The sequence below is a fragment of the Sorangium sp. So ce295 genome, assembly GCF_051527405.1.
GTDB classification, from domain to species: Bacteria; Myxococcota_A; Polyangia; order Polyangiales; family Polyangiaceae; genus Sorangium; species Sorangium cellulosum_B.
Genome location: NZ_CP150324.1, coordinates 11,356,307 through 11,382,085, shown reverse-complemented (window position 1 = coordinate 11,382,085; position 25,779 = coordinate 11,356,307). Strand labels below are relative to the sequence as shown.

The window sequence follows — 25,779 nt, the reverse complement described above, 5'->3', positions numbered from 1 at the left end:
ATCCCTGGGTCTTGGCTTGCTTAGCTCCCTTCTGCTCGCCGCAGGCTGCTCCGGAAAGGTGGATCCCGCAGGCTCGGGCGGCGGGGACCCGGGCGGAGGCGGTTCGTCTGCGGAGACCGGCGGCGGTGGCGGTGGCGGGCAATTGCCCGTCCGGTGCCTGCTCCCGGCGGATCCTGGTCCGTGTGAGGCGGCGTTCCCGAAATACTGGTACGACCCGGCCGCCGGCGCGTGCAGGGAGTTCACCTACGGCGGCTGCGAGGGCAACGAGAACCGCTTCGATTCCCTCGCCGCGTGCGAGGAGGCCTGTCGGGGCGAGCTGCCCGACATAGGCGTCTGCAACGCGCCGAGCGATTGCATCCTCGTGTCGCGGGGCTGCTGCGGCGCCTGTGACACGGCCAATGCCGAGAACTTCAGGGCCATCAACCGCGCCGGGACGAAGCTCAACGAGATCATCCAGGGGTGCGGGGGCGTCGCGTGCGGCGCGTGCCCGGAGGTCACCGAGGCGGAGCGCACGACCCAGTACTTCACCGCCACGTGCGAGGCGGGGCGCTGCGTCGTCCTCGACGTGCGCGAGTCGCCGCTGACGGAGTGCACTGTCGACTCGGACTGCGCCCTGCGCGACGGCCTCGGCTGCTGCGAGGGGTGCGACGGGACAGGCATCGTCGCCCTCAACCAGAGCGCGGAGCTCGATGCCCTGGTCTGTCCCGCCGGCATGGGCGCGTGCCCTCCGTGCGCGCCCGTGTTCCCGGGCGGGATGACGGCGGTCTGCTCGTCGGGCAGGTGTCAGCCGCAGATGCCCCCGGCACCTTGAACGACCAGGAACGACCAGCGCTCCTGGCGTGCGTGATCAGGCGCTGTCTCCTGAATCGTGGATAAGGCACTTTCCTGCGCCCACCTGGGCGCCTTCCCGTCTCGGCGCGTCAGCGCCGCGCTGCGCCGATTCCGGTGAACAGCTCCGGCGCATTCGGCGGAACGGGCGGAATTGACGGAGACCGACGGGACCGACGGAACCGAAGGAACCGACGGGACCGACGGGACCGAAGGAACCGCCCGCTCCACCATCGCCTCGCATTGACGCTGAGCTCCTGGCCCCGATAGCCTGTTCCATGGAGCGCTCGTAGATTCTTCTTTCTTCGAGCTCATTCACGAAGGAGCTGCCCGTGAATCGAAGCACCCCGAGGATGCTGCTCGCGGCCATCGCGCTCTCCAGCGCGGCCGCGTGCTCGGGCTCGTCTGGAGACGGCGGATCGAATCCGGGCGACGGTCCCGGCACCAGCACCAGCACCGGCACCGGCTCAGGTCCCGACCCCGGCGCCCAGTGCGAGCCCGGCGTCACCGCGCCAGGCCCGACCCCGCGCCTGACGCGGCTGACGCACGCGCAGTACGACAACACCATCCGGGACCTCTTCGGCAAGGACATGAAGGCCTCGGCGGCGTTCCTCGCGGACCCGGCGTTCGAGGGGTTCAACAACAACGCCAAGGGGCTCCTCGTGTCCGACCGCCTCGCCCGCGATTACCGCCGCGCCGCGGAGACCATCGCGGCCGACGCCGTCGTCGACCAGGCCGTGCTCGGCAAGATCGTGCCGTGCGCGCCGGAGGGCGACGGCGCGGCCTGCGCCCGGCAGCTCATCCGCGAGCTCGGCAAGCGCGTCTACAGGAGGCCGCTCTCGGCGGAGCAGGAGGAGGCGTACGCCGCCGCCTACGCCCGCGGCAACGGCCTCTTCGACGCGGGCACGCCGTTCGAGCAGGGCGTGCGCCACGTCATCGAGGCGATGCTCCAGTCGCCGCACTTCCTCTACCGCATCGAGCTCAGCGAGGAGCTCGACGGCGGGGGGATCATCCCGCTCGACGCCTACGAGGTCGCGACGCGGCTCTCCTACCTGCTCTGGAACAGCCTGCCCGACGACGCGCTCCTCGAAGCGGCGGAGGGCGGCGCGCTGGGCACGCCCGAGGGCATCGAGGCCGAGGCGCGGCGCATGCTCGCCGACCCCAGGGCCACGAGCGCCCTGGACGACTTCCACGCCCAGTGGCTCCACATGAGCCGTTACGCGGATCTCTCGAAGGATCCGGCGCTCTACGAGGACTTCGACGCCAGCGTGTCCTCGGCCATGGCGGCCGAGACGAGGCAGTTCATCCGGCACGTCGTCCTCGAGATGGAGGGCGACTTCAGGACGCTGATGACGGCGCCCGTCGGCTTCGTGAACGACAGGCTCGCCCCGATCTACGGCGTGGAGGGGTCGTTCACGAGCGAGCTCGTGGAGACGCCGCTCGACCCGGCGGAGCGGGCAGGGCTCCTCACGCAGGCCGGCTTCCTGAGCTCGCACGCGTTCTTCAACAAGAGCTCGCCGATCCACCGCGGCGTGTTCATCCAGCGCCAGATCCTGTGCACCGACCTCCCGGACCCGCCGGCGGACATCAACACGACGCTGCCGCCCATTCAGGGCGAGATCAGGACGACGCGCGACCAGGTGGAGGTGCACACGTCGCCGAAGGCGTGCAACGACTGCCATGCCGTGATCAACCCGCCGGGCTTCGCGCTGGAGCACTTCGACGCGGTCGGGCGCTACCGCGCCGACGAGGACGGCGAGACGATCGACGCGACAGGCACGATCGCCGTCGGGGACGGTGAGATCAGCTTCGACGGCGCCGTGGATTTCGCGACGCAGCTCGCGGAGAGCCCCGTCGCACAGCGGTGTTATCTGACGAACTGGTACCGTTACGGCAATGCGCGCCAGCTCTCGCGGGAGGACGCGTGCACGATCGCCGAGCTCGACGAGAAGCTCGGCGCGTCCGGGTACAACATCAAGGAGCTGCTGGTCGCGCTCACGCAGACGAAGACGTTCAGGTACCGGGCCGTGGAAGAGGTGGACCAATGAATCGCAGAACGTTCTTGCGGGGCGCGTGCGGGGTGATGCTCGGCCTCCCGCTCCTCGAGTCGCTGCGCCCGCGCGACGCCAAGGCCGACGCGAGCGCGCCGCGCCGGTTCATCGCCTTCTTCATGTGCAACGGCGTGAACATGGCCAAGTTCTTCCCGAGCACGCAGTACGGCGCGCTGACGGCCGCGTCCTTCGGGGCGACGCGGGCGATAGCGCCCCTCGCCGCGTACCGGGACAGGCTCTTGATCCCGCGGGGCATCCACATGGTGCCGCGCGGCTACGGGTTCGACCCGAGCGCGGGCGACGATCACGCGAAGGGGATGGGCTGCAAGCTCACGGCGCAGCCGCTCGTCCAGGGCACCCAGTACGCGGCGGGGATCTCGCTCGACCAGTTCATCGCGAACAAGATTAACCCGCCGGGCACGCCCGCGCTGACGCTGATGGTCGGGGCGAAGACGCCGAACGTGCGCGGGCACATCTCGTACACCGGAAGCGAGCAGCCCGTCAGCGGCGAGAACAACCCGTGGCTCGCGTACCGGGACCTGGTCGGCGGGACGGACCTCGAAGAGGAGGCGCTCGTGCGGCTCACGAAGCGCCGCGAGAGCGTGCTCGACCTGGTCTCGGTCGAGTACGAGGCCCTGCTCAAGAAGAAGCTCAGCAAGGCCGATCGCGACAAGCTCGACATGCACTTCCAGACGGTGCGCGACCTCGAGGTGGGCATGGGCGGCTCGGGGATCATCCCGCGCGAGCTCTCGCCGGAGCGAGCGGCGGAGATCGAGGGGATCGACCCGGACACGGTGGGGTTCGACGCGGAGTTCAAGAAGGTCGGGCGGATGCAGATGGACATCCTCGCGCTGGCGATCGCGACCGGCGCGACGCGGTCGGCGACGCTGCAATGGGGCTCGGGCGCGGCAGGGCCCATCTTCAAGTGGGATGGGATGGCCCACGAGTACAACCACCACAAGCTCTCGCACGGGAACACGAGGGACGACGACACCGGGAGCGCCGTCGACGGTTACGAGGAGATGCTCTTCAACATCGATCGCTGGTTCATGGGCGAGTATGTCTATCTGCTCGACCGGCTCGCCGGCTACGAGGAGGGCGGGGCGACGGTGCTCGACAACAGCGCCGTCGTGTTCATGAACGAGCTCTCCGACGGCCTGCGCCACGATTTCCGCGACCTGCCGTACATCATCGCAGGGAGCTGCGGCGGCTACTTCAAGACGGGGCAGTACATCAAGGTGACGCGGCAGTCGAGCACGGTGCAGGACAAGGACGCGCCCCACAACAAGCTGCTCACCACGCTCGCGAACGCGGTCGGCTGCACCGAGGAGGGCGGGGGGCCGATCACGAACTTCGGCTCCTTCGGCCAGCCCGGCGAGCTCGACGAGCTCAAGGCCTGATCCGGCGCGCCGCCGGTACGGCGGCGCTGCCGTGAGCGCCGAACGAGGGAAGAACTCGGGCGCTAGTTGGAAGCGTCGTAGTTGAGGTTCGGGCCGAGCCAGCGCTCGACCTCCGCGACGGTCATGCCCTTGCGCGCGTGGTAGTCGACGACTTGGTCGCGATCGATCTTTCCCAGGCTGAAGTACCGGGCCTCCGGGTGCGCGAAATACAGGCCGCTCACGCTCGATCCGGGCCACATCGCGAACGACTCGGTGATCTGGATGCCGGTGCTCTTCTCGACGTCGAGCAGCCGCCAGAGCGTGCCTTTCTCCGTGTGATCCGGGCACGCGGGGTACCCCGCCGCGGGACGGATGCCGCGGTACTTCTCCTCGATGAGCTCGGCCTTGGTCAGGTCCTCCTGCCGGCCATAGCCCCACTCGTCGCGCACCCGCTTGTGCAGGCACTCGGCGAACGCCTCGGCCAGGCGATCGGCGATCGCCTCGGCCATGATGGCGTTGTAGTCGTCGTGCACCGCCCTGAACCGCTCGCACAGCTCCTTCAGGCCGATCCCGGCGGTCACCGCGAAGCCGGCGATGTGGTCCCGGAGGCCGGTCTCCCTGGGCGCGATGAAATCCGCGAGCGATCGGTTCGGCTCGCCGCTCTCCTTCGCCGTCTGCTGGCGCAGGAAGTGAAACCGATCGAGCACCTTCGCGCGCGTCCCGTCCGTGTACACCTCCACGTCGTCGCCCACCGCGCTCGCGGGGAAGAAGCCATAGACGCCGCGCGCCGTGAGCAGCTTCTTCTCGATGATCGTGTCGAGCAGCGCGTTCGCCTCGGAGAAGAGCTGGCGCGCTTGCTCGCCGTACTTCTCGTGCTCCAGGATCCGCGGATAGACGCCCTTCAGCTCCCACGTGTGGAAGAACGGCGTCCAGTCGATGTACTCGCGCAACGTGGCGAGCGGGAAGTCCTCGAGCACGCGCGCGCCGGTGAACTCGGGCACCGGCACGTCCTCGGCGCGCCATTCGATCCGCGTCCGGTTCGCGCGCGCGGCCTCGAGGGAGACGAGCTTGTGCTTCGGCGCCGCGTGGAGCCGCCGGAGCTTCTCGTACTCGGCGCGGTGCTGCGCGACGAACGCCGCCTTGCCCTCCTCGCTCAGGAGGCTCGTCGTGACGGGCACGGCGCGGCTCGCGTCGACCACATGCACGACCGGCTCGCTGTAATGCGGGGCCACCTTGACGGCGGTGTGCGCCTTGCTGGTCGTCGCCCCGCCGATCAGGAGCGGCAGCTTGAAGTTCTGCCGCTCCATCTCGCGGGCGACGTGGATCATCTCGTCGAGCGACGGCGTGATCAGCCCGCTCAGGCCGATCAGATCCGCCTTCTCCTGCCTGGCGCGCTCGAGGATCTTCTCGCACGGGACCATGACGCCCATGTCGATCACCTCGTAATTGTTGCAGGCGAGCACGACGCCCACGATGTTCTTGCCGATGTCGTGGACATCGCCCTTCACCGTGGCGAGGACGATCTTCCCCTGCGTCTTCACCTCCTGCCCGGCGGCGGCCATCGCCGCCTTCTCCTCCTCCATGAACGGCGTGAGGTACGCGACGGCCTTCTTCATCACGCGCGCCGATTTCACCACCTGCGGCAGGAACATCTTGCCGGCGCCGAAGAGATCTCCGACGACGCTCATTCCATCCATCAGCGGGCCCTCGATCACGGAGAGCGGGCGGCCGAGCTTGGCGCGCGCCTCCTCGGTGTCGATATCGATGTACGTGTCGATGCCCTTGACCAGCGCGTGCGACAGCCGCTCCTCGACGGTGCCTTTGCGCCACTCCTCTTCTTTCTTCTCGGTCGCGGCGGCGCCGGCGCTCCTGGCCTTCAGCGCTTCGCCGAAGTCGACGAGCCGCTCCGTGGCGTCCGGACGCCGGTTGAGCAGGACGTCCTCGACGAGCTCGCGGAGCTCCGGCTCGATCTCCTCGTACACCTCGAGCATGCCCGCGTTGACGATGCCCATGTCCATGCCGGCGCGAATGGCATGGTAGAGGAACGCCGAGTGCATGGCCTCGCGCACCCGGTTGTTGCCGCGAAAGCTGAACGAGATGTTCGACACGCCGCCGCTGACCTTGGCGTGCGGCAGGTTGGCCTTGATCCAGCGCGTGGCCTCGATGAAGTCGACGGCGTAATTGTTGTGCTCCTCCATCCCGGTGGCGACCGTGAGGATGTTCGGATCGAAGATGATGTCCTCGGGAGGAAACCCCACCTCGTCGACGAGGATGCCGTACGCGCGCTTGCAGATCCGGATCTTGTCCTCGTAGGTGGCGGCCTGCCCCTGCTCGTCGAAGGCCATGACCACGACGGCGGCGCCGTACTTGAGGACGGTCTTCGCGTGCTCGCGGAACTTCGCCTCACCCTCCTTGAGCGAGATGGAGTTCACGATGCCCTTGCCCTGCATGCACCTGAGGCCGGCCTCGATGACCTCCCATTTCGACGAGTCCACCATGAACGGGACCTTCGCCACCTCGGGCTCGCTGGCCAGGAGCAGCAGGAAGCGCGTCATCGCGGCGACGCCGTCGATCATGCCCTCGTCCATGCAGATATCGATGACGTTGGCGCCGTTCTCGACCTGCTGGCGCGCGACGCTCACCGCTTCTTCGAACTTCCCTTCCTTGATGAGCTTCGCGAACTTCGGCGATCCGGCGACGTTGGTGCGCTCGCCCAGGATCATGTAGACGCCGGGCTGCTGCGTGAACGGCTGCGAGCCGGAAAGGCGCAGGGGGATCGGCGGGCCGGAACCGGAAGATGTCGCGTCGCCGGGCGGGGCCTCGGCGGGAGGCCTCGAGTCGAGGGCGCGCGGGGGCTTGCCGGCGAGCGCCTTGGCGATGGCCGCGATGTGCTCGGGCGTGTTGCCGCAGCAGCCGCCGGCGATGTTGAGGAGGCCTGCGTCCGCGAAGCCGCCGATGTGGCGCGCCATGTCCGGCGGCTCCAGATCGAAGCCCGTGGGGGAGAGCGGGTTGGGCAGGCCGGCGTTCGGGTAGCAGGAGATCGCGGCGCTGGACTTCTCCGAGAGGTCGGACAGGAACGGATACATCAGGTCCGGGCCGAGCGAGCAGTTCAGCCCGATGGCGAGCGGGTTGACGTGCTTCACCGCGTTCCAGAACGCCTCGACCGTCTGCGCGGAGATCATCGTCTCTCCGCCGCGCCCGACCGCCGCCGAGATCATCACCGGCAGGGTCCTGCCGTCCTTGTCGAACACCTCTCGAATGGCGACGAGCGCGGCCTTCGCGTTGAGCGAGTCGAAGATGGTCTCGACCAGCAGCACGTCGGAGCCGCCGGCGATCAAGGCGCGGATCTGGTGGACGTACGCTTGCTTCACCTGATCGAACGTCACGACGCGGAAGCCGGGGTCGTCGGCGTCCGGGGAGTTGGACAGGGAGACGGTGAGCGGGCCGATGGCGCCCGCGACGAACCGCTGCCGCCCGTCGGCGTTCGCCACGCGATCGGCCCATTCGCGGCACTGCCGCGCGGACTGCTCGTTGATCTCCCAGGCGAGGTCGTTGAGGAACGGGTCGTCGATGATCCCTTGATAGAAGGCCGGGTCCTTCCGCCCGCCGTGCTCGCGCGGGTCGTCCACGAAGAACTCGCTCTGGGTGATGCTTGTCGCGCCGAAGGTGTTCGTCTCGATGATGTCCGCGCCGGCCTCGAGGAACCGCCGGTGGATATCGCAGATCATCTCCGGCTGCGTGAGCGAGAACAGATCGCCGTTGTTCAGCAGGTCTTTCTTCGAATCCGCGAACCGCTGGCCCCGGATGTCCGCTTCCTTCATCCCGTAGGTGCGGATGGTCGTCCCCATCGCCCCGTCGATGATGACGATGCGGCTCTGGAGGAGCTTCTGGAGTGGATGAAGGGGAGGCGTTGTGTTGTTGGACGGCATGATCAGCCTCGCTTGGCGCTCTTGGAGGGACCGGGGGTCGGCTTGTCGGCGATGGCGAGCACGACCTGGAAATGGGGTTTCTTTGTCTCGCGGCAGGCGACTTCGGACGCGGCGACATCGAGCTTCACGCGGGTGAGCATGGCGCGGATGTCGGAGGGCGAGAAGCCGGGGTGGCGCTCGCCGTAGGGCACGGTGATCTCCCGCTGCTGGTGCGCGTCGAGCGACAGGATGACCACGCGACCGCCCGGGCGGAGCACGCGGGCGCACTCTTCCAGCGCCCGCGGCGGGTCCTCGGCGTAGGTCAGCGTGTGAAACACGAGGACCGAGTCGAAGGAGGCGTCTCCGAACGGCAGCGCGTGGACATCGGCGACCTGGACGCGGACGTGGGGCTGGGTCGAAAACCGCTCTCTCGCGGCCTCGATCATCCGGCTGCTCGAGTCGATGCACGTGAGCGAGCGGCAGTAAGGCGCGAGCGCGCTGGCCGCGGCGCCGTCGCCCGATCCGACGTCGAGGACGTCGCCGAGGCGGAGCAACGCGGCGATGCCGACAGCGAGCGACTGCCACGTGCGGCCCGGGGAGTAGTGCCGCTCCATCTCGCCGGCGAAGGACTCGGGGAGGCCGCCGCGCCGCTCGGCGTCGAGCTCAAGGAGGCGCCGCTGGTCGCCCTCCAGGGTCGGGTCGGGCGATTTCGTGGCCTCATCGAGGAGGGCCTTCGCGGTCCCGGGCAGGGTATCGACCGCGAGCGCATAGAACGACTGCGGCCCCTGGCGCCGATCCCGCACGAACCCCGCCTCGCGGAGCCGCCCGAGGTGCGTCGAGACGCGCGACTGCGCGATGCCCGTCACGCGAACCAGATCCGTCACCCGCAGCTCGCGCTCGCGGAGGAGCACGCAGAGCCGTATCCGGCTCTCGTCCCCGAGGAGGTTCAGCGTCTCGATGTATTCGGAAAGACTCATGTATTCATGTATCTAGATGCGCGAATGTCATAGAGGCGCCGGCTGCAGGAGTCAAGCACCCCTCGAGAGCGACAGGTGCGTCAGAGCTCGAGCGTGCCGCCGAGCTCGAGGAAGCGCGTCGTCGAGGCGGGGCGAGCGAGTCGCCGCGCGCTCGGCACCGTCGTCACCACTCGGCCGACGCGCGCCTCGTCGGCGACGAGCGCACGCCCGGCCAGGTCGAGGTTGTCGGCGTGATGATCGTGGCTCAGCAGCACGGCGTCGAAGGTGCCGAGCGACGCCGGGCTCTCCGGCGTCACATAGCGCTTCTCCGTCGTCGCGGCCGAGGAATATCACGCCGATGAGGCCGGGCGGCTGCAGAAGCTGATGGTCACGCGGACGCCGCTGCTCATCATCAGCGGCGACAACGACATCAGCACCGCCGTGGACAACCGGTTCGCGCTGAACCGCAAGATCCCCAACGCTCATCTGGCCGTGTATCCTGAGTCGGAGCACGCCCCGCAGCATCAGTACCCGCAGCTCGCCGCCGAACAGGTGGCCTCGTTTCTGCGTCACGCCATTCGATAGATAGAAGGAGCGCCACATGCCGATTTTCAAGACCAAAGAAGGCGTCGAGCTTTTCTACAAGGACTGGGGCAGCGGCCGGCCTCTGGTGTTCCATCACGGCTGGCCGCTGTCGGCAGACGACTGGGATGCGCAGCTCATGTTCTTCCTTGCGAAGGGCTTCCGCGTCATCGCGCACGATCGTCGCGGTCACGGGCGCTCGTCGCAGACCTTCGACGGCAACGAGATGGACACGTACGCCAGCGACGTGTCGCAGCTCACCGCTCACCTTGGTCTCAAGGGCGCGGTGCACATCGGCCACTCCACGGGCGGCGGTGAGGTGGCGCGTTATGTCGCGAAGCACGGGCAGGACGGCCGCGTGGCCAAGGCCGTGCTCATCGGCGCCGTGCCGCCGATCATGGTCAAGAGCGACAAGAATCCCGGTGGCCTTCCCATCGAGGTGTTCGATGGGTTCCGCGCCGCGCTCGTCGCGAACCGCGCGGAGTTCTACCGCGCCGTGCCCGAAGGGCCGTTCTATGGATTCAATCGTCCAGGGGCCAAGACGCTGCCGGGGGTCGTCGACAACTGGTGGCGGCAGGGCATGATGGGCGGCATCAAGCCGCACTACGACTGCATCAAGGCGTTCTCGGAGACCGATTTCACCGACGACCTCGCGAAGATTGATGTGCCCACGCTCGTGATGCACGGCGACGACGACCAGATCGTGCCGATCGCGGACTCCGCGCTGCTGTCGATCAAGCTGCTCAAGAAGGGCACGCTCAAGGTCTACGAGGGCCTGGGGCATGGCCTGTGCACCATCAACCCGGACGTCGTCAATCCGGATCTGCTGGAGTTCATCCAGTCGTGAGAGCGAGGGCCGCGGACACGAGGGGCCGCGGCCTCTCATCGCCGTCCGCGTCGCTCAGGCTCCTTCGACGGCCGGCAGCTCGAAGCGAAGCGTCGCGCCGAAACCAGGGTTGGGCTCGGCCCAGAGTCGGCCGCCGTGGCGCTCGAGGATCGAGCGGCTGATCTTCTTCCGCGACCCGCTGCGCTTCCCCGACCTCAACCACGCCGTCAAGCGCGACCCCCGGACCGGGATGCGCAGCGCGGACAACAACTGGGACTTCTGGACGTCGCTGCCCGAGGCGCTCCACCAGGTGACGATCGTGATGAGCGACCGCGGGATTCCGCGCAGCTATCGCGCGATGCACGGCTTCGGCAGCCACACCTTCAGCATGATCAACGCCGCGAACGAGCGCGTGTGGGTCAAGTTCCACTTCATCAGCCAGCAGGGGATCGACAACCTCACCGACGCCGAGGCCGAGGCGGTGGTGGGGCGAGACCGCGAGAGCCACCAGCGCGACCTGTTCGAGAGCCTGGAGGCGGGGCGGTTTCCGCGCTGGAAGCTCTGCATTCAGGTCATGTCCGAGGCGCAGGCGCGGACGCACCGGCATAACCCGTTCGACCTCACCAAGGTCTGGCCGAAGGCCGACTATACGCTCATTTTCGAACCGACACGGCGAATGGGACGACAGCGCCGGCGCCGGTGAGCCGCCGCTGCCCGGACGCGTCGTCGTCGACGATATCGTGGCGGCCGAGCTCGCCGCCGCGTGGGCGCAGTACGCCACCGCCCGCGGCGTCATCCTCACCGAGTAAACGCGCACCCTGCCGCACGCGAGACCCGGGCGTCTCTGCACGACCCGCGTCTCGCGGCGGCGCTCGCGTCCGCTCCGCACATGGCCGATTCCCGACTCGCTCGCTCGTGGCCCATCGCTGTCCTGATTCTGGCGCTCATCGGGCTCGTGGTCTGGCGCGCGCCCACGAGCGCGTCCTCGCGCACGCCGGCCGACGCCTCCACGGCGAGCGCTTCGGGGGTGAAACCCGGGGCGGCGCGAGGCGGAGCCGCGGAGGCCTCGCTGGCTGCCGCGACGCGGGTCAGCCCGGCGGAGCGCTCGCCGGAGCGCGCGGCGGCCGGCTTCGTCGGCAGCGACCGCTGCGCGCCGTGCCACGCCGAGGAGCACGCCGCGTGGCAGGGCTCGCAGCACGCGCGGGCCATGCAGCACGCGACCGCCGCCACCGTGCTCGGGAACTTCGACGGGGCGCGCCTGCGTTACGCCGGGCAGGTCCACCGCTTCGATCGCCAGGGCGGGAAATACTGGGTCACCACGGACGGCCCCGATGGCCAGCCGCACCGCTACGAGGTGCTGTACACCTTCGGCGTCGAGCCGCTCCAGCAGTACCTCGTCGCCGGCCCGGGCGGGCGCTTGCAGGCGCTGCCGTTTGCGTGGGACGCGCGCCCCCAGGCACGCGGTGGGCAGCGCTGGTACCACCTGCACGAGCGCGACGACGTGCGCGCCGGCGACGTGCTGCACTGGACCGCCGCCAGCCAGAACTGGAATCTCATGTGCGCCGAGTGCCACTCGACGCACGTCACGAAAGGGTATGACGCGGCCGCGGATCACTTCACCACCACCTGGTCGGAGATCAGCGTCGGTTGCGAAGGCTGCCACGGCGGCGGCGCGCGCCACCTCGACTGGACCAAGGCGAGAACACCGGACCCCTCGAAGGGCCTCGACGTGCGCTTCGACGAGCGAAAGGACGCCACGTGGACGCGGCTTCCCAGCGGCACCGCGCAGCGTGGCAAGAGCGCCTCGAGCGGCACCGAGAGCGCCACGTGCGCGTTCTGCCACAGCCGCCGCGAGACCCTCTCGCAGCCGTTCCGGCACGGCGCCCCGCTGCTCGACAGCGTGGCGCTCGAGCTGCTGACCGCGCCCTTCTACACGCCCGACGGCGTGATGAGCGACGAGGTCTTCACCTATGGCTCGTTCCAGCAAAGCAAGATGGCGAATGCCGGCGTGACGTGCAGCGACTGCCACGAGCCGCACTCCGGCCGTCTGCGCGCCGAGGGCAGCGGCGTGTGCGCGTCCTGCCACGAACCGGCGCGCTTCGATGTCCCCGCGCATCACCGCCACGCCGCGAACGCTGCCGCCGCGAACGCCAGCGCTACGTCCGGCGCGCCCGCCGCTCCGCGCTGCGTCGATTGCCACATGCCGGCGCGCACGTACATGGGTGTCGACATCCGTCACGATCACGGCTTCCGGGTGCCTCGGCCGGATCTCTCGGTCCGCCTCGGGATCCCGAACCCATGCACCGACTGCCACGCTCAGAAGCCGGCGAGCTGGGCCGCTGACGCCGTGCGAGCCTGGCTCGGCCGCCCCGCGCAGGGCTACCAGACCTATGCCGAGGTGTTCGCTCTCGCGCGCACCGCGCCGGGCGACCCGGCCGTCGCCGCTGAGCTCCAGCGGCTCGCGACCGACGCCGCCATCCCCGCCATCGCGCGCGGCACGGCGGTCGCCTCGCTGCGCGCGGCGCCGACGGCCGCGTCGCTCGCCGTTCTCGGCGCGGCGCTCGCCGATCCCGACCCGTTGCTCCGGCGCGCTGGAGGGCTACGACCCTCGCCACGCCGCGGCCGTCGCCGCGCCGCTCCTCGCCGATCCCGTGCGCGGTGTGCGCGTCGAAGCCGCGCGCGTGCTTGCGGGCGTCGACCTCGGCGCCTTGCCCGAGCGCGCCGCGCGGGCGCGGGCGCGGGCGCTGGACGGGGCGTTGAGCGAGTACATCGCCACGCAAACCCTCCACGCCGATCGCGCCGAGGCCCAGAACAACCTGGGCCTGATCTTCACCCGCACGGGCAAGCCGCGCGACGCCGAGCACGCCTACCTCGCCGCGCTTCGCATCGAGCCCGGCTACGTCCCCACCTACGTGAACCTCGCAGACCTTTATCGCGAGCTCGGTCGCGACCCGGACGGCGTCGCGCTGCTCCGGCGCGGAATCACCCGCCTTCCCGAGCAGGCCGACCTGCTCCACTCGCTGGGCCTCGCCCTGGTCCGGCAAGGCCACCAGGATCAAGCGATCGAGCCGCTGAAACGCGCCGCCGCGCTCGCGCCAGAGCAGGCCCGCTTCCAGACCGTCTACCAGGCCGCGCTGACCGCCCTGCGGTCCTCCCCCCAGGCTGCTCACGCCCAGTCGCGTCTCGGACGGCCATGAGCTCCTCCATCCGCCAGCGGTCACGACCTGGGTCGTGAACGTGGGCTCGTGCCTGCGTTCGCATGGCATGTCCCCTGCAATCGGGCTTCGCCCTGAAAAGGAGCGTTGCCCTGTCATGACGAAGCGACCTTCTCGGCGGACCTTCCTCCACGCCGCGGGCGCAAGCCTCGCGCTCGGCGCGTGTGCGGGGAGCGCGCAGCTGCGGCAAAACGCTACATCCCCGGGCGCGGGCGCTCCGGAGCCTCCCGAGGGGCCTTCCTTCGGGGCGCCAGAGGAAGAGGACGTCACGCTACCGGCGGGCGGCGTGATGCCGACGAGGGCTCTCGGGCGGACCGGCGTGAAGGTCAGCCTCCTCGGCCTCGGCGGCTTCCACATGGCGGTCCCCAAGGACGAGCAGGAGAGCATTCGTCTCGTTCGCTTCGCGATCGATCACGGGGTCACCTTCCTCGACAACTGCTGGGACTACCACGACGGCAAGAGCGAGGAGCGCATGGGCAAGGCGCTCCAGGACGGATACCGCAGCAAGGTCTTCCTGATGACCAAGCTCGACGGCCGCACCCGGGCGACCGCCGAGGCGCAGCTCGAGCAGTCGCTCCGGCGGCTGCGCACCGACGTCATCGATCTCGTGCAGATGCACGAGATCATCCGGATGAGCGATCCCGAGCAGATCTACGGGCCCGGCGGCGCGATGGAGGCGCTGGTGGCCGCGAAGAAGGCCGGCAAGATCCGGTTCATCGGCTTCACGGGGCACAAGGACCCGGACATCCACCTCGCCATGCTGAAGATGGCCGAGCGGCAGGGCGTCCCGCTCGACACCGTGCAGATGCCTCTCAACGTCCTGGATCCCCATTACCGGAGCTTCGAGAAGGCGGTGCTCCCGGTGCTGACGCAGCAGGGCATCGGGGTGCTGGGGATGAAGCCGTTCGCCGGCGGGGAGATCGCGAAGGCGGGCGTGGTGTCACCGATAACCTGCCTGCACTATCCCATGAGCTTGCCGACGTCGGTGGTCATCACCGGCTGCGACAGCCTGGGTGTCCTCAAGCAGGCGCTCAAGGCGGCTTACACGTTCCAGCCGCTCGGCAGCGAGCGCGTCTCGGCGATCCTCGCGCGCACCGCCGAGCTCGGGGCCAGAGGGGAACACGAGCATTTCAAGACCACGGAGCGCTTCGACGGTACGACGAAGAACCCCCACTGGCTGACGACAGCGAACCTCTGAGCGCAGCCTGGGGCTCGTTCAGAAGCCGAAGGTCGGATCCTTCTCGGAAGCGCCCTTGCTGGAGGGCGCCCCCTGGGAGGGCCGCCTCGCTGGCGGAGGCGCCTGCGGGCGCGTAGGCCTTGGCGTGGCCTTCGCGGCGCCAGGTGGGGGGGCGGCCGATGGGGCGGCCGCCGAGGCGGAGGCCGCGCTGGTCGGGGCCGACGAAGCCGGCGTAGCGGGGACGGCGCTCGTGTCCGGGGGAGGCGCGGCAGGCACCTCCTCCACCCGTGTCGGCGGTGCAGCGGACGCCGGAGCGTCCGGCGGAGACGTCGTCGCGGGAGAAGCGGTGACCTCGGGAGCAGGCGAGCGTAGCAGGACGACCGCGGCGATCCCCAGGCCGACCACGAGCACGCTGGCAGCCACGGCGAGCACCGCCCGCGACGGGGCGCGACGATCCACGGGCGGGGACAACGCGCCTCCCACGGCCTCGAGCGTGCCGCTGGCGGTCAGCGTGCCGCCCGCGGCCAGCGTGTCGCCCGCGCCTACGACGCCACCCGGGACCCGCGTGCGGTCCTCGACGACCGTCCCGCCCGCGGCCAGCGTGCCGCCGGCGGTCACCGCGTCGTCCAGGGCCACGGTGCCACCCCCGGCCGGCGCGACGCCGTGAGCGTGCGCGACGCCGTGAGCCGGCGGGATGCCGAGCGCCTGCGCGATGCCGTGCGCCTGCGCGACGCCATGCGCCGGCGCGCTGCCGAGAGCCTGCGCGCCGCCATGCGCCGGCGCGACGCCGTGAGCCAGCGCCTCGGTCGAGTCCAGCGAGTCGCGCGAGTCCGGCACCGCCGTGCGCTGCACCGCCGCGGCGAACGCGCGGGCGAGCTCGCTCGCGCTCTGGAAGCGCTCCGCGGGCTCGCGCTTGAGCGCGCGTTCCAGGAAACGATCCAGCTCGGGCCAGAGGTTCGGCGCGAGCTGCGAGGCGACCGGGATGTCGCCCGTGCAGATCTCCACGAGCACGTCGCCGAGCTCTTCGCCGGGGAAGGGCAGCTGGCCGGTGAGGCACTGGAAGATGATCACGCCGAGCGACCAGAGATCGCTGCGGAAGTCGATCGTCTTGCTCCGGCGCACCTGCTCCGGGCTCATGTAGTGCGGCGAGCCGATGAGCGTACCGGTCTTCGTCGCGTCGGCGGCCAGCCCGGTGCCGATCGCCTTGGCGACCCCGAAGTCGAGGATCTTGACGACCTCCTCGCCCTGCCGCGCGAGGAAGATGTTCGCCGGCTTGAGGTCGCGGTGGATGAGCCCCACCTCGTGCGCGCGGCGGAGCGCCTTGGACACCTGGCTCACGATGCCGAGCAGCTCCTCCGGCTCGAGGCGCCCGTGGCGCGCGAGGTACGCCGCGAGGTCCTCTCCCTCGAGCAGCTCCATCGCGAGGTAGGGCGTGTCGCCCTCGAGGCCGTAGTCGTAGACGTGGACCACGTTGGGGGTCCGGAGCTGGGCCGAGGCCTTCGCCTCCCGCTCGAACCGCGCGCGCGCGACGGGGGAGTCGGCGTGCTGCGGCATCATGAACTTGAGCGCGACCTCGACGTCCAGCTGGAGGTGCCGGGCGACCCAGAGGAAGCCCATGGCGCCGCCCGCCAGCGGCCGCTCCAGGCGATACTTCCCACCGACGACGCTCCCCGCTTCAAGCGACAGCATGCGATCGAGCCTTCCGCGTCCCAGCGTCCTTCCGTTCGGGCCTCCGCGGTCTAGCAGAGGGCGGGCCCCATGTCGTGCTTCTTACAGCGGCCGGCATCTCGCCCCATCATGCCATGGGCGCGGCGACGCGACGAAGGCCGAGCGCGAGCGCGCTGCTGTCGCATCTTCTCCTTCCCCGCATCGGCAGGCTGCTCCCAGGCCCTCTGGGCGCCCCGCGGCATCGAGGCCAGGGGCGATGTCGCTGACGAGGGAGAAGCTGCCCCCGCCCAGGTGGCCCCGGGCTCTGCTCTCGCGCATGCAATACTGGTGAAATTTTCCGGCTGTTCGGGCGTTCGGGATCCGCCGAACGCCGACGTCGATGCGGCCCAGAGGTAGGGGCGAGCTGCCGTGCTCGTCCGTGACACGGGCCAGTGCGCTGCGTGCGCGAGCGTGATCCTCCGCATCAAGGCCCGCGCCTTCGACCGCCGCGTCCTTCGCGCTCTCCCGCGGTACGCGCACGCACACCCCGAACATCCGCCCGACGAACTGCCACTCTCCTGTTCATCGATTCGCGCCCCCCACGCTGTGGCGGTGCAGCGCTGAAGATACGAATTCTAGATGACATCGATGCGGCGCATGTAATAGCCAGATTCTTCTCCTCCCCATACGCGACGCCGCTCTCCCTCGTTTCGCAAAAACAGCATGCCTCGCGCGAAAATTGGCTTGCTGGCGCGTCCGATGAATCCCATTCTCGTCATCGCACCGATGCGCAGCAGATTCGACGCCTTCGGCAAAAGCGTCCTGCGCGAGACGCTCGATCTCGTCGGCGGCGCCGACACTCAGGTCGAGGTCATCGCAACTTCCCAGACCATGGACATCTGGTACACGCCCGATCCCGCCCGCGCCGCGTTGCGCGCAGAGCTCGGCCTGCTCGGCGAGCTCGCGGCAGAGCCTTGCCAGTTCGAGCCCTTCCACGACACCCCCGGTCCGGCCGAGCTGCGCGGCTGCGTCCGCAAGCAGCTCCACTGGCACCACGAACTCGAGCGCCGCAACGGCGGCCCCGTGCCCTTCCCGCGGCTGTGCGTCCTCAGCAGCGGCCGGCCCGCCACCGTGCTCGACGCGTTCGGCTTCGACCCGGTGCCCGGGCGCCCCGGCCTCTACCGGGCCGCGCCGGGATGGCGGATCGACCTCGTTGTCATCGCCGAGCTGCCGCGCACCCGAGACACCCTGCTCCTGCGCCTGCTCGGCGCGCGCGCCGTGCTGCGCGATGCCATCCGTGAGCTCATCGACCTGCCCGACGACGCCTGGGAGAGGGGCATCGCCCTGCCCTGGCTGTTAAGATTGCGTTTCGAGGTCCCGGCCGAGCCCTCGGCGCGAACGACGGAAGACGCGGAAGAGGAGGAGATCGTGACGGAAGTTCAGCAGTGGTTCGAGCAGCTCAAGCAGTCGCTACGCGACGAGGCGCGGAGGGAGGGCCTCCAGGAGGGGCGCAAGGAGGGCCTCCAGGAGGGGCGCAAGGAGGGCCTCCAGGAGGGGCAGCTCCGGGTGCTGGCGAGGCAGTTCGAGAAGAAGCTGGGCCGACCCCTGACCGAGATGGAGCACTCCGTTTTGGCTGAACGGTTCGAGCGCCTCGGCGCCGATCGCCTCGACGATGCCAAGCTGGCACTCCCGCCCGAGGCGCTCGCTGCCTGGCTCGCGGACCCGACGGCGCGCTAAGACAGATCCGTCGTTCGTCGAAGCGATCCGCGCCTTCGCCTGCCCACGCCGAGGAGCAGCAGCGCCGCGGCGGCGAGGAGGATGCGAGCGCCGGTCGGGGGAGGCGCGAGGCGGCAGCCGCACCCGCCGAAGGCGATGGGCTCGTCCGCAGGGCAGGCGCCCGGGGCCGCGCAGGGATCGACCGGCCCAGGATCGACCGGCCCAGGGCTGCACTCGGGCGCGACGGTGGAGGGGCTGCACACGCCGGCGCGGCAGATCTCGTCGAGGGTGCAGCCATCGCCGTCGTCGCACGCGAGGCCGTCGACGGCGGCGCAGGTGCCGTCCGCGGGGGCGCCGGCCGCGACGCTGCACGCCAAGCAGTCGGAGGGATCGCCGCCGCCACACGCGGTGTCGCAGCAGACGCCGTCGACGCAGTGGCCGCTCGGGCACGTGAGCGGGCCGCAGGGGCCGACCAGGCGCGCGCGGACGCGCGGGGCGTCGTAGGCGGGCTCCTCCATGAAGCGTGCGTAGGCCAGCAGCGCGGTGCCCTTGGCGTCGGCGGCGAGCGCGAGCGAGCCGAGGATACCCGGGTCACCCGCGAGGGAACGCACCGGGCTGACCGCGCCCGCGGGGTCGAGCACGGCGCCCTGGATCGCCGGCGTGGCCGGGTGAGACGACGGCAGGCTCCAGGCGAGCAGCGCGCCTTCCGGGGTGGACGCGATGCCGAGAGAACGGGCGCCGTGAGGCAGGGTCGAGCACCACGGGCAGGGGCTGAGCGACGCGACCCGGAGGCCTCCCGGATCGAGCACCTCGCCGGCAGGGGTGATCCGGGTTGCGTGGATCTCGGGCTCCCCTGTCTGGGTCACCGCCAGGCCGAGCACCACATAGTTCGGGTCCACGTAGCGCGCGACCAGCGGCCCACTGCCTCGGGGGAGCACGGGGAATGCGCCGGGGGCCAGGACCTCGCCCCCAGGGCTGACCTGAACGCCGAAGATCCCGTCGGCGTCTTGCCGCTGGAAGAACAGCAGGTAGCCAGATCCATCGGAGGCGATGGCCAGAGGGTGGCTGTCCGGAGGGAGGCCGAGGACGGGCGTAGGGCCGCTGAAGGTGCCGCTCGGATCGAGGTGGAACAGCTGTGGATTGGACCAGCCATCCTCGTCGACGAACACCGTCCCGCCGCCGATCCCGCGCGTGACGATGGCAGGGATGACCCTCAGCGGAGTCACGCGCGGGACTTCGTCCAGGACCACGCCGTCAGGGCTGATCCGCGCGGCCTGGACAGGCCCGCAGGGCGACCAGTCGCTGCAGCGGCAGGCGCGGGCCCAGAAGACGACCGTGTTCTCGCCGTCGAAGATCGCGCTGGAGTGAACGAGATCGCCGGTGGCGACGGGGATGGCGCTGGGATCGAGCACCGCGCCTTCGGGGCTGACGCGCGCGCCGTAGATGCCGCCGCGCACGCCCGAGGCGCTCGTCCGGGTGTCCCGCCAGAGGACAAGGTAGTTCCTGCCGTCGAAGGTGACCGAGGGCTCGTCCTCGGCGTTGGCGCCGAGGGCGATCGGGAAGAGCGGCCCCTCGATCGGCGCGGGCGCCTCGCCGAGCCGCGCGCCGGCGAGCACGTACGCGTCGTCGCAGGAGGTCAACCCGCGAAAGGAGGCGAGCACGGCGGCGCCGGTGGAGGCGATCGCGCCATCCCTGACGAACTCGCCGACCACCGGGGCATCGGCGTCGAGCGGGGCGCCGTCGGCGCTCAGCCGGGCCAGGTGCAGGACGGTGTACCAGCAGCAGTCGTCGCCGGTGAGGTCCTGGATGCCGAGCACGAACGTGGTCGTTCCCTCGACGGCGGCGCCCTGGATGGTGTCCAAGGGCGTGTCGGTGACGAGGAAGGGGGAGGCGTCGACGAGCGCCCCGCCGGGCGTCACCCGGGAAGCGAGAGCTCGCTGGTCGTGCCTCGTTGTCCAGACGACGACGTAGTGCGTGCCGTTGAAGGCCACCGCAGCGGTGACGGAGGAAGAGTCGACGCCGGACGCGAAGACGAGGTGCGAATCGAGGAGGACGCCGTCGGCGCTGACGCGAGAGCCGCGCAGGGTGCCCCTATCTCTCTCGTACTCGTACCAGAGCAGGAATGCGTCGGTGCCTGCGGAGGTGGCGGCCATGGGCGTGGCGCCGGGAAGGAGGGGTGCGCCGTCGGGATCGCGCGGCGGGCCCTCGAGCGGGATGTGCGCGCGGTGGAGGCTGAGCTTGCCCCCCTCGTTGCGGCCCCAGAACGCGAGGAACCCACCGGGTGCCGCGGTGAGCGCGAGCTCGCCGTCCCGGCGGTCGAGCGCCGGCGCGGTGAGGTCGAAGCCACCCGGATCGACGACGGTACCGTCGAGGTCCACGCGCGCGGCGCGCAGGTGGGTGGGTGGCCCGTAGCCGTCCTTGCCCGGGCCCGCCTCGATGCCGAAGGCGACCAGGAAGCGGCCGCCGCCCGCGGCGACCTTCAGCGCGTGGCTGCCGCCGGAATCGCTCCAGGAAACCTCGCCGAGGTCCATCGCGGGCACGTCGAGGACTCCGCCGTCAGGGGTGACGCGTGCCGCGCGAACGCGCACCGAACCGGACCGGGAATCCTTCCAGGCCACGAGGCAGACCCCGCTGTCGCAAGCGAGGGCGGGGTCGTGTTGATCGTTGACGGCGGCGGTGGTGACGGGGGCATCGATCTCGAGCTCGGGGGAGAGGAGGGGGTCGAGCACGGCCGGGTACGCAGCGCGCTCGAGGACGCCCTCCGGAACGCGCAGATCGAGGCCGCCGGGCACGGCCTGCACCGGGATCTCCACGGCCGCACCGCGGGCGTCAATCCAGGTGGCGCGGCCGACGCGGATCCCGACACCGCTGGAGGCGTCGGCGAAGTGGTGGCCGCCGGCGGTCTCGCCCGCGTAGCCCTGGCCGGCGGTGGAGAGGTGGACGGTGAGATCGCCGGCGCCCTCGGGGCGCGCGGGGAACGAGAAGCTCAGCTCGATGCCATCGTCACGATTGCGCAGGTGCTGAGCGAGCTCGCCGCGGTCGAGGACCAGGTGGCCGTCGCGCTCGACGCGGCCGCGCGCCGAAGCGGGCGGGTCCCCGAGGGCGCGATCGCCGCGGGCCACGCGCGCGGCAGCGACGCGCAGGGGCGCGACCGCGCGCGCGGCGGTCGGGGCGATGGGGACGACCTCGAAGGCCTCGGTGGCGGCGCGGACGCGGTAGGTCTCTCCGCCGCCGGTCCAGGCGCCGCCGTCGGGGCGAAAGGCGAGGTGCGCTGCGCGCGCGACAGCGCGGGCATCGAGGGGGACTGCGGCGGCCGCGGCGGCGGCCGCGGCGGCTGGAGTGGCAGGCGCCGCGGCTGGAGTGGCAGGCGCGGCGGGCGCGGCGGCTGGGCCGGCGACGTGCGGCGGGGCGGCCGCGGCCCATGCGAGGGTCGCCACGACGAGCAGCAAGCAGATGCAGCGGAGCAGGGGTGCGCCGCGGAGGCGCCGCTGCGCGCGAGCCGGATCGTTCAAGGGCATGTGCTCGCTCCTCCTCTGCGGAAATGGCCGAGCCTGAGCCGTCTGCCTGCGAGGCTATGGGCTTCGAGCGTGCCCGGCTACTGACCACGCTGTCGTTCCCAGCGACCACACCGGGCAGGTGTGCTGTCTCAGGAGCAGGTGTGCTGTCTCCGCTGGCGCAAGCGCAGGCTCACTCGGTCGCGGAAGCTGGAAACATGGGGTCCGGGCAGCTCTGGGCAACAGAGCGAGCCGCTCGCGCAGCTGCCGCCATGCGCGCCATGAGGTGGAGCATGTCGCCAGAGGTGCCAGAGGTGATCGACACCACCGGTGCCTCCGGCGCGGGTCGGGCTCCGCCGCTCTGGCTTCGCAGGGCCATCGGCGCCCGAGGACGAGCCCGCCCAGCGGCAAGGACCGGAGGCACACGCCCTCGGGTGTCGCGCGGGGGCGTAACCGCGGCGTCCGGTACTAAGCTGCGTGCGCCATGGTCGACGCTTCCCCCATCACCGCCGTCCTGGGCCCGACCAACACCGGCAAGACCCACCGCGCCATCGAGCGCATGCTCTCGCACGACTCGGGCATGATCGGCCTGCCGCTGCGCCTGCTCGCGCGCGAGGTCTACGACCGGGTGAGCACCCGGGTCGGCGAGGCCCGCGTCGCGCTCGTGACCGGCGAGGAGAAGCGCGTCCCGAGGCGGCCGGACTACTGGGTGTGCACCGTCGAGGCGATGCCGGTCGATCTGGAGGTCGACTTCCTGGCCATCGACGAGATCCAGCTCGCCGCGCACGACCAGCGCGGCCACGTGTTCACCGAGCGCCTGCTCCTCTCGCGCGGCCGGCGCGAGACCTGGTTCCTCGGCGCCGACACGATGCGGCCGCTCGTGGCCGAGCTCGTGCCGACCGCGAGCATCGTCCAGCACCCGCGCCTCTCGCGGCTCGCGAGCGCCGGGGCCGGCAAGCTCTCGCGCCTGCCGCCGCGCAGCGCCGTCGTCGCGTTCTCGACCCCGCAGGTCTACGAGATCGCCGAGCGGCTGCGCGCGCAGCGGGGCGGCGCGGCCGTGGTGCTCGGCGCGCTCTCGCCGCGCACCCGCAACGCGCAGGTCGCCCTCTTCCAGTCGGGCGAGGTCGACTACCTCGTTGCCACCGACGCGATCGGCATGGGGCTCAACCTCGACGTGCGCCACGTCGCGTTCGCGGCGCTCCGCAAGTTCGACGGGCGCGCCGTGCGCGACCTCGACCCCGCCGAGCTCGCGCAGATCGCCGGCCGCGCGGGCAGGCACCTCGCGGACGGGACCTTCGGCACCGTCGCGCCGCTCTCGCTCCCCGACGGCGTGGCCTTCGCGATCGAGGCGCACCGGTTCCCCCCGGTGCGGCGGCTGCTCTGGCGGAGCAGCGAGCTCGACATGAGCTCGATCGACGCGCTCCTCGCGTCGCTCCGGGCGCGCCCGCGCGCCCGCTCGCTGAGGCTCGTCGACGACGCGGAGGACACGGCCGCGCTCGCGAGGCTCGCCGAGGACCCGGAGGTGCGAGCGCGCGCGCGGGGTGAAGAGGCGGTGGGGCTCCTCTGGGAGGTCTGCCGCATCCCCGACTTCCGCAAGCTCCTGTTCGAGTCGCACGTCGCGCTCCTCGCCGAGATCTACGGGCAGCTCTCGGGCCCGAGCGCGGCGCTCGACGCCGGCTGGATGGCCGCCCGGGTGGCCGAGATCGACGAGGTGGGCGGCGACATCGACACGCTGATCACGCGGATCGCGTCGATCAGGACGTGGACGTACATCTCGAACCACGCGCGCTGGGTCCGCGACGCGGCCGCGTGGCAGGAGCGCACGCGGGCGATCGAGGATCGCCTGAGCGACGCGCTCCACGAGCGGCTCGTGCAGCGCTTCGTCGAGCGGGGCGGCGGGGCGGCGCGCCGCTTGCGGGCGGCGTCGAGCGCGCGGGCGGCGTCGGGCGCGCGCTCGTCGCCGGGCGCGCCCTCGACGCAGCGGCGCGCGGAGGCCGAGCCGCCGGCGTTGCCGGAGGGGCACCCGTTCGCGCGGATCGCGGCGCTCCGGGCCCGGCTCGCGCCGGGGCCCGCGGCGCCCGCGCCCGAGGACGACCGGGCGCGCTGGGTCGAGGAGCTCGTGGGGGCGCCGCACGAGCGGTTCTCGGTCGACGTGGGCGGGCGGATCTTCGACGGCGAGCGGGTGCTCGGCCAGCTCGCGCGCGGCCCGACGCTGCTCCTGCCCGACGTGCGGCTCGCCGCGCTCGAGGACCTCGGCGCGGGGGCGCGGTCGCGCGTGCTCCGGCGGCTCGTGGCGTTCGCGCGCGATCTCGTCGAGGCGCTGCTCGCGCCGCTGCGCTCGCCCGAGGTGCGCGCGCTCCCGGGCGCGGCGCGGGGGATCGTCTACCAGCTGGAGCAGGGGCTCGGGACGGCGGCGGCGCGCGACGCGGAGGAGCAGGTCGCCGAGCTCGCGCCGGAGGGCCGGGCGCTGCTCGCGGCGCGCGGCATCGAGGTGGGCGAGCGCGTGCTCTACGTGCAGCCGCTGCTCCGGCGCGGTGCGCTCGAGCGCCGCCTCGCGCTGTGCGCCGCCTGGTTCGACCGCGGCCGCGTGCCGGCGTGCCCGGCGCCCGGCGCGGTGTCGATGGCGGTCGCGCCGGGCGTGGATCCGAAGGCGTACGCGGCGATCGGCTACCCGGTGTTCGGGACGCGGGCGCTCCGCGCGGACGTGGCGGAGCGGGTGCTCCGGGCGCTCGCGAGCGGCGAGCCGGCGGAGCGGCTCTCGGGCTGGATGGGGTGCTCCGCGCGGGAGGCGCCGAGGGTGGCGGCGTCGCTGCTGGGGTAGGGGAGGGGGCCGGCGACCGTCCGACGTCGAGGTCGAGCGCAGAGGACAGCGGATTCTCGGCGACGTGCCGCCCAGCGCGCCGAGGACGCCCTCATCCCCTCACAAGCTGATTTCACAGGTAAGCTCGGGGGTACCTCTCGACTCGCCGTGCGTAATAGACCATTTGACGTCGCTCGACATGGCGCGTCGCACGATCTCCTCCATGACCCCTGCAATCCACAAGCGAAGCAGCACCGAAGGGGGCCCGAGATCGCCGATGGTCAGCACCACCTTGCAGGCAAATCCGGTGTCGACACGCCAAGATCCGGACGTGAAGAGGCACGACAAGATGCTGGTCGTACGGTGCAAGACGGGCACGACGTTCACCGTCGGCACCGCGTAAACCGAGCGCACGAACTGGTGCAGGTCGCCGCTGACCGCCAGTCGACCGAAGTCACGCCAGCGCTCGGGATCCCGCAGGACCAGCGACGTGGCGAGATCCATGTAGGTCGTGAGCGTCTCGAGCTCGTATCTCGCGAGCAAATCGATCGACTCATGGCGGAGGTCGTCGCGGCAGTGTTCGGGCATTTGCGCCACGACCTGGTCGCGTGCGCTCCTGCCGCACTCATCGATGAGCGTCCGATCCATGCTGCGCAGGACAACACCGCTTACTCGAACTTGTCCTGCGGCGCTCGCCCGGCGCGGCTGTCCCGGGGTGACGCTCGGCCGCGTGAGGCGCGTCACGGCGACGGCTTGCTCGATGCGCGCCGCGACGTCGGCCCAGGCGATCTCGGGGTCAGGGGAGCTTGCCAGCGGCTCGCCTCCCGCGGGGAGGGGCGTCAGGAACGCGAACGCCGCAGCGCTCCAGTCGCACGGGCGCAAGATGATCGGAATCACCCGCGCGCCGCCGCTGGTCAGCAGCCGCCGACGCGCCTGCTCGACGTCGGCGCCGCATTCGTCGTCCGCCAGGAAATCGGCGCTTACCAGCAGCAAGATGATACGGGCCTGCGCGAGCCGGGTGGCGGCCGTAGCGCTCCGTTCCTCGTCGGCCCCGAGCAGCCCTCTGTGCCAGGGCCGGATGAGCCCCTGCCGGACGAGCGGGCCTAGATGGCTATCGAGGCGACACCTCAGCGCCTCGTCCGCATGCGCATAGGAGATGAAGATGTCGATCGCCAGATCGGCCACGCTCGCGAGCATACC

The 25,779-nt window shown here is 70.9% G+C and carries 15 protein-coding genes and 2 pseudogenes; 11 read left to right on the top strand and 6 right to left on the bottom strand.

All coding sequences use genetic code 11. The features are described 5' to 3' along the window. Nucleotides 1-16 precede the first annotated feature (16 nt). From WMF11_RS43275 to WMF11_RS43265, 3 genes are all read left to right on the top strand, one after another. Nucleotides 17-811 carry a BPTI/Kunitz domain-containing protein gene (locus WMF11_RS43275; protein WP_437546149.1) on the top strand — a complete coding sequence of 265 codons (795 nt, stop codon included), beginning with the start codon at nucleotides 17-19 and terminating at the stop codon, nucleotides 809-811. A 349-nt stretch (nucleotides 812-1,160) separates the two neighbouring features. Next, nucleotides 1,161-2,876: a DUF1592 domain-containing protein gene (locus WMF11_RS43270; RefSeq protein WP_437974914.1), complete on the top strand. Its 1,716-nt coding sequence runs from the start codon at nucleotides 1,161-1,163 to the stop codon at nucleotides 2,874-2,876. Continuing rightward, the gene (locus WMF11_RS43265) at nucleotides 2,873-4,279 is read left to right on the top strand and encodes a DUF1552 domain-containing protein (protein WP_437974913.1); all 1,407 of its coding nucleotides are present in this window, start codon (nucleotides 2,873-2,875) and stop codon (nucleotides 4,277-4,279) included. Before WMF11_RS43270 ends, WMF11_RS43265 begins: the two co-directional genes overlap by 4 nt. A gap of 62 nt (nucleotides 4,280-4,341) precedes the next feature. Here WMF11_RS43265 and metH read toward each other — a convergent pair whose 3' ends face one another. The 3 genes from metH to WMF11_RS43250 form a co-directional block, all read right to left on the bottom strand. Continuing rightward, nucleotides 4,342-8,187 (bottom strand): methionine synthase, encoded by a 3,846-nt coding sequence (metH, locus tag WMF11_RS43260; RefSeq protein ID WP_437974912.1) that lies wholly within the window; start codon nucleotides 8,185-8,187, stop codon nucleotides 4,342-4,344. A gap of 2 nt (nucleotides 8,188-8,189) precedes the next feature. Continuing rightward, nucleotides 8,190-9,143, bottom strand: a complete 954-nt coding sequence (locus WMF11_RS43255) for an ArsR/SmtB family transcription factor (RefSeq protein WP_437974911.1) — start codon at nucleotides 9,141-9,143, stop codon at nucleotides 8,190-8,192. 80 nt (nucleotides 9,144-9,223) lie between these two features. Further along, entirely contained in the window at nucleotides 9,224-9,439 is a 216-nt protein-coding gene (locus tag WMF11_RS43250) for a hypothetical protein (RefSeq protein ID WP_437974910.1), read from the bottom strand. 67 nt (nucleotides 9,440-9,506) lie between these two features. Between WMF11_RS43250 and WMF11_RS43245 the strand changes: the two genes are divergently transcribed. The 6 genes and pseudogenes from WMF11_RS43245 to WMF11_RS43220 all read left to right on the top strand — a co-directional run bounded on the left by WMF11_RS43245 (nucleotide 9,507) and on the right by WMF11_RS43220 (nucleotide 14,943). After that, nucleotides 9,507-9,707, top strand: coding sequence for an alpha/beta fold hydrolase (locus WMF11_RS43245; RefSeq protein ID WP_437974909.1), 201 nt, complete (start codon nucleotides 9,507-9,509; stop codon nucleotides 9,705-9,707). Nucleotides 9,708-9,723: 16 nt separating this feature from the next. After that, nucleotides 9,724-10,551: an alpha/beta fold hydrolase gene (locus WMF11_RS43240; protein WP_437904923.1), complete on the top strand. Its 828-nt coding sequence runs from the start codon at nucleotides 9,724-9,726 to the stop codon at nucleotides 10,549-10,551. Nucleotides 10,552-10,708: 157 nt separating this feature from the next. Beyond that, nucleotides 10,709-11,188, top strand: a pseudogene (locus tag WMF11_RS43235) (catalase); the annotation flags it as partial. Between the two features lie 231 nt (nucleotides 11,189-11,419). Beyond that, nucleotides 11,420-12,616 (top strand): annotated as a pseudogene (locus WMF11_RS43230) (multiheme c-type cytochrome); the annotation flags it as partial. A 670-nt stretch (nucleotides 12,617-13,286) separates the two neighbouring features. Next, nucleotides 13,287-13,727 carry a tetratricopeptide repeat protein gene (locus tag WMF11_RS43225; protein ID WP_437979429.1) on the top strand — a complete coding sequence of 147 codons (441 nt, stop codon included), beginning with the start codon at nucleotides 13,287-13,289 and terminating at the stop codon, nucleotides 13,725-13,727. Between the two features lie 115 nt (nucleotides 13,728-13,842). Further along, nucleotides 13,843-14,943, top strand: coding sequence for an aldo/keto reductase (locus WMF11_RS43220; RefSeq protein WP_437974908.1), 1,101 nt, complete (start codon nucleotides 13,843-13,845; stop codon nucleotides 14,941-14,943). An 18-nt stretch (nucleotides 14,944-14,961) separates the two neighbouring features. Here WMF11_RS43220 and WMF11_RS43215 read toward each other — a convergent pair whose 3' ends face one another. Then, entirely contained in the window at nucleotides 14,962-16,611 is a 1,650-nt protein-coding gene (locus WMF11_RS43215; protein ID WP_437974907.1) for a serine/threonine-protein kinase, read from the bottom strand. Between the two features lie 717 nt (nucleotides 16,612-17,328). Between WMF11_RS43215 and WMF11_RS43210 the strand changes: the two genes are divergently transcribed. After that, the gene (locus WMF11_RS43210) at nucleotides 17,329-18,306 is read left to right on the top strand and encodes a hypothetical protein (protein ID WP_437974906.1); all 978 of its coding nucleotides are present in this window, start codon (nucleotides 17,329-17,331) and stop codon (nucleotides 18,304-18,306) included. Here the strand turns inward: WMF11_RS43210 and WMF11_RS43205 are convergent. Then, nucleotides 18,303-21,803, bottom strand: a complete 3,501-nt coding sequence (locus WMF11_RS43205; RefSeq protein ID WP_437974905.1) for a hypothetical protein — start codon at nucleotides 21,801-21,803, stop codon at nucleotides 18,303-18,305. The genes WMF11_RS43210 and WMF11_RS43205 overlap by 4 nt on opposite strands. Before the next feature lie 460 nt (nucleotides 21,804-22,263). On the opposite strand from WMF11_RS43205, the gene WMF11_RS43200 reads away from it, so the two are divergent. Then, on the top strand, nucleotides 22,264-24,600 hold the full coding sequence (locus WMF11_RS43200) for a helicase-related protein (protein WP_437974904.1): 2,337 nt from the start codon (nucleotides 22,264-22,266) through the stop codon (nucleotides 24,598-24,600). 99 nt (nucleotides 24,601-24,699) lie between these two features. Here the strand turns inward: WMF11_RS43200 and WMF11_RS43195 are convergent, their stop codons facing one another. Then, the gene (locus WMF11_RS43195) at nucleotides 24,700-25,776 is read right to left on the bottom strand and encodes a toll/interleukin-1 receptor domain-containing protein (RefSeq protein ID WP_437974903.1); all 1,077 of its coding nucleotides are present in this window, start codon (nucleotides 25,774-25,776) and stop codon (nucleotides 24,700-24,702) included. Nucleotides 25,777-25,779: the final 3 nt, after the last annotated feature.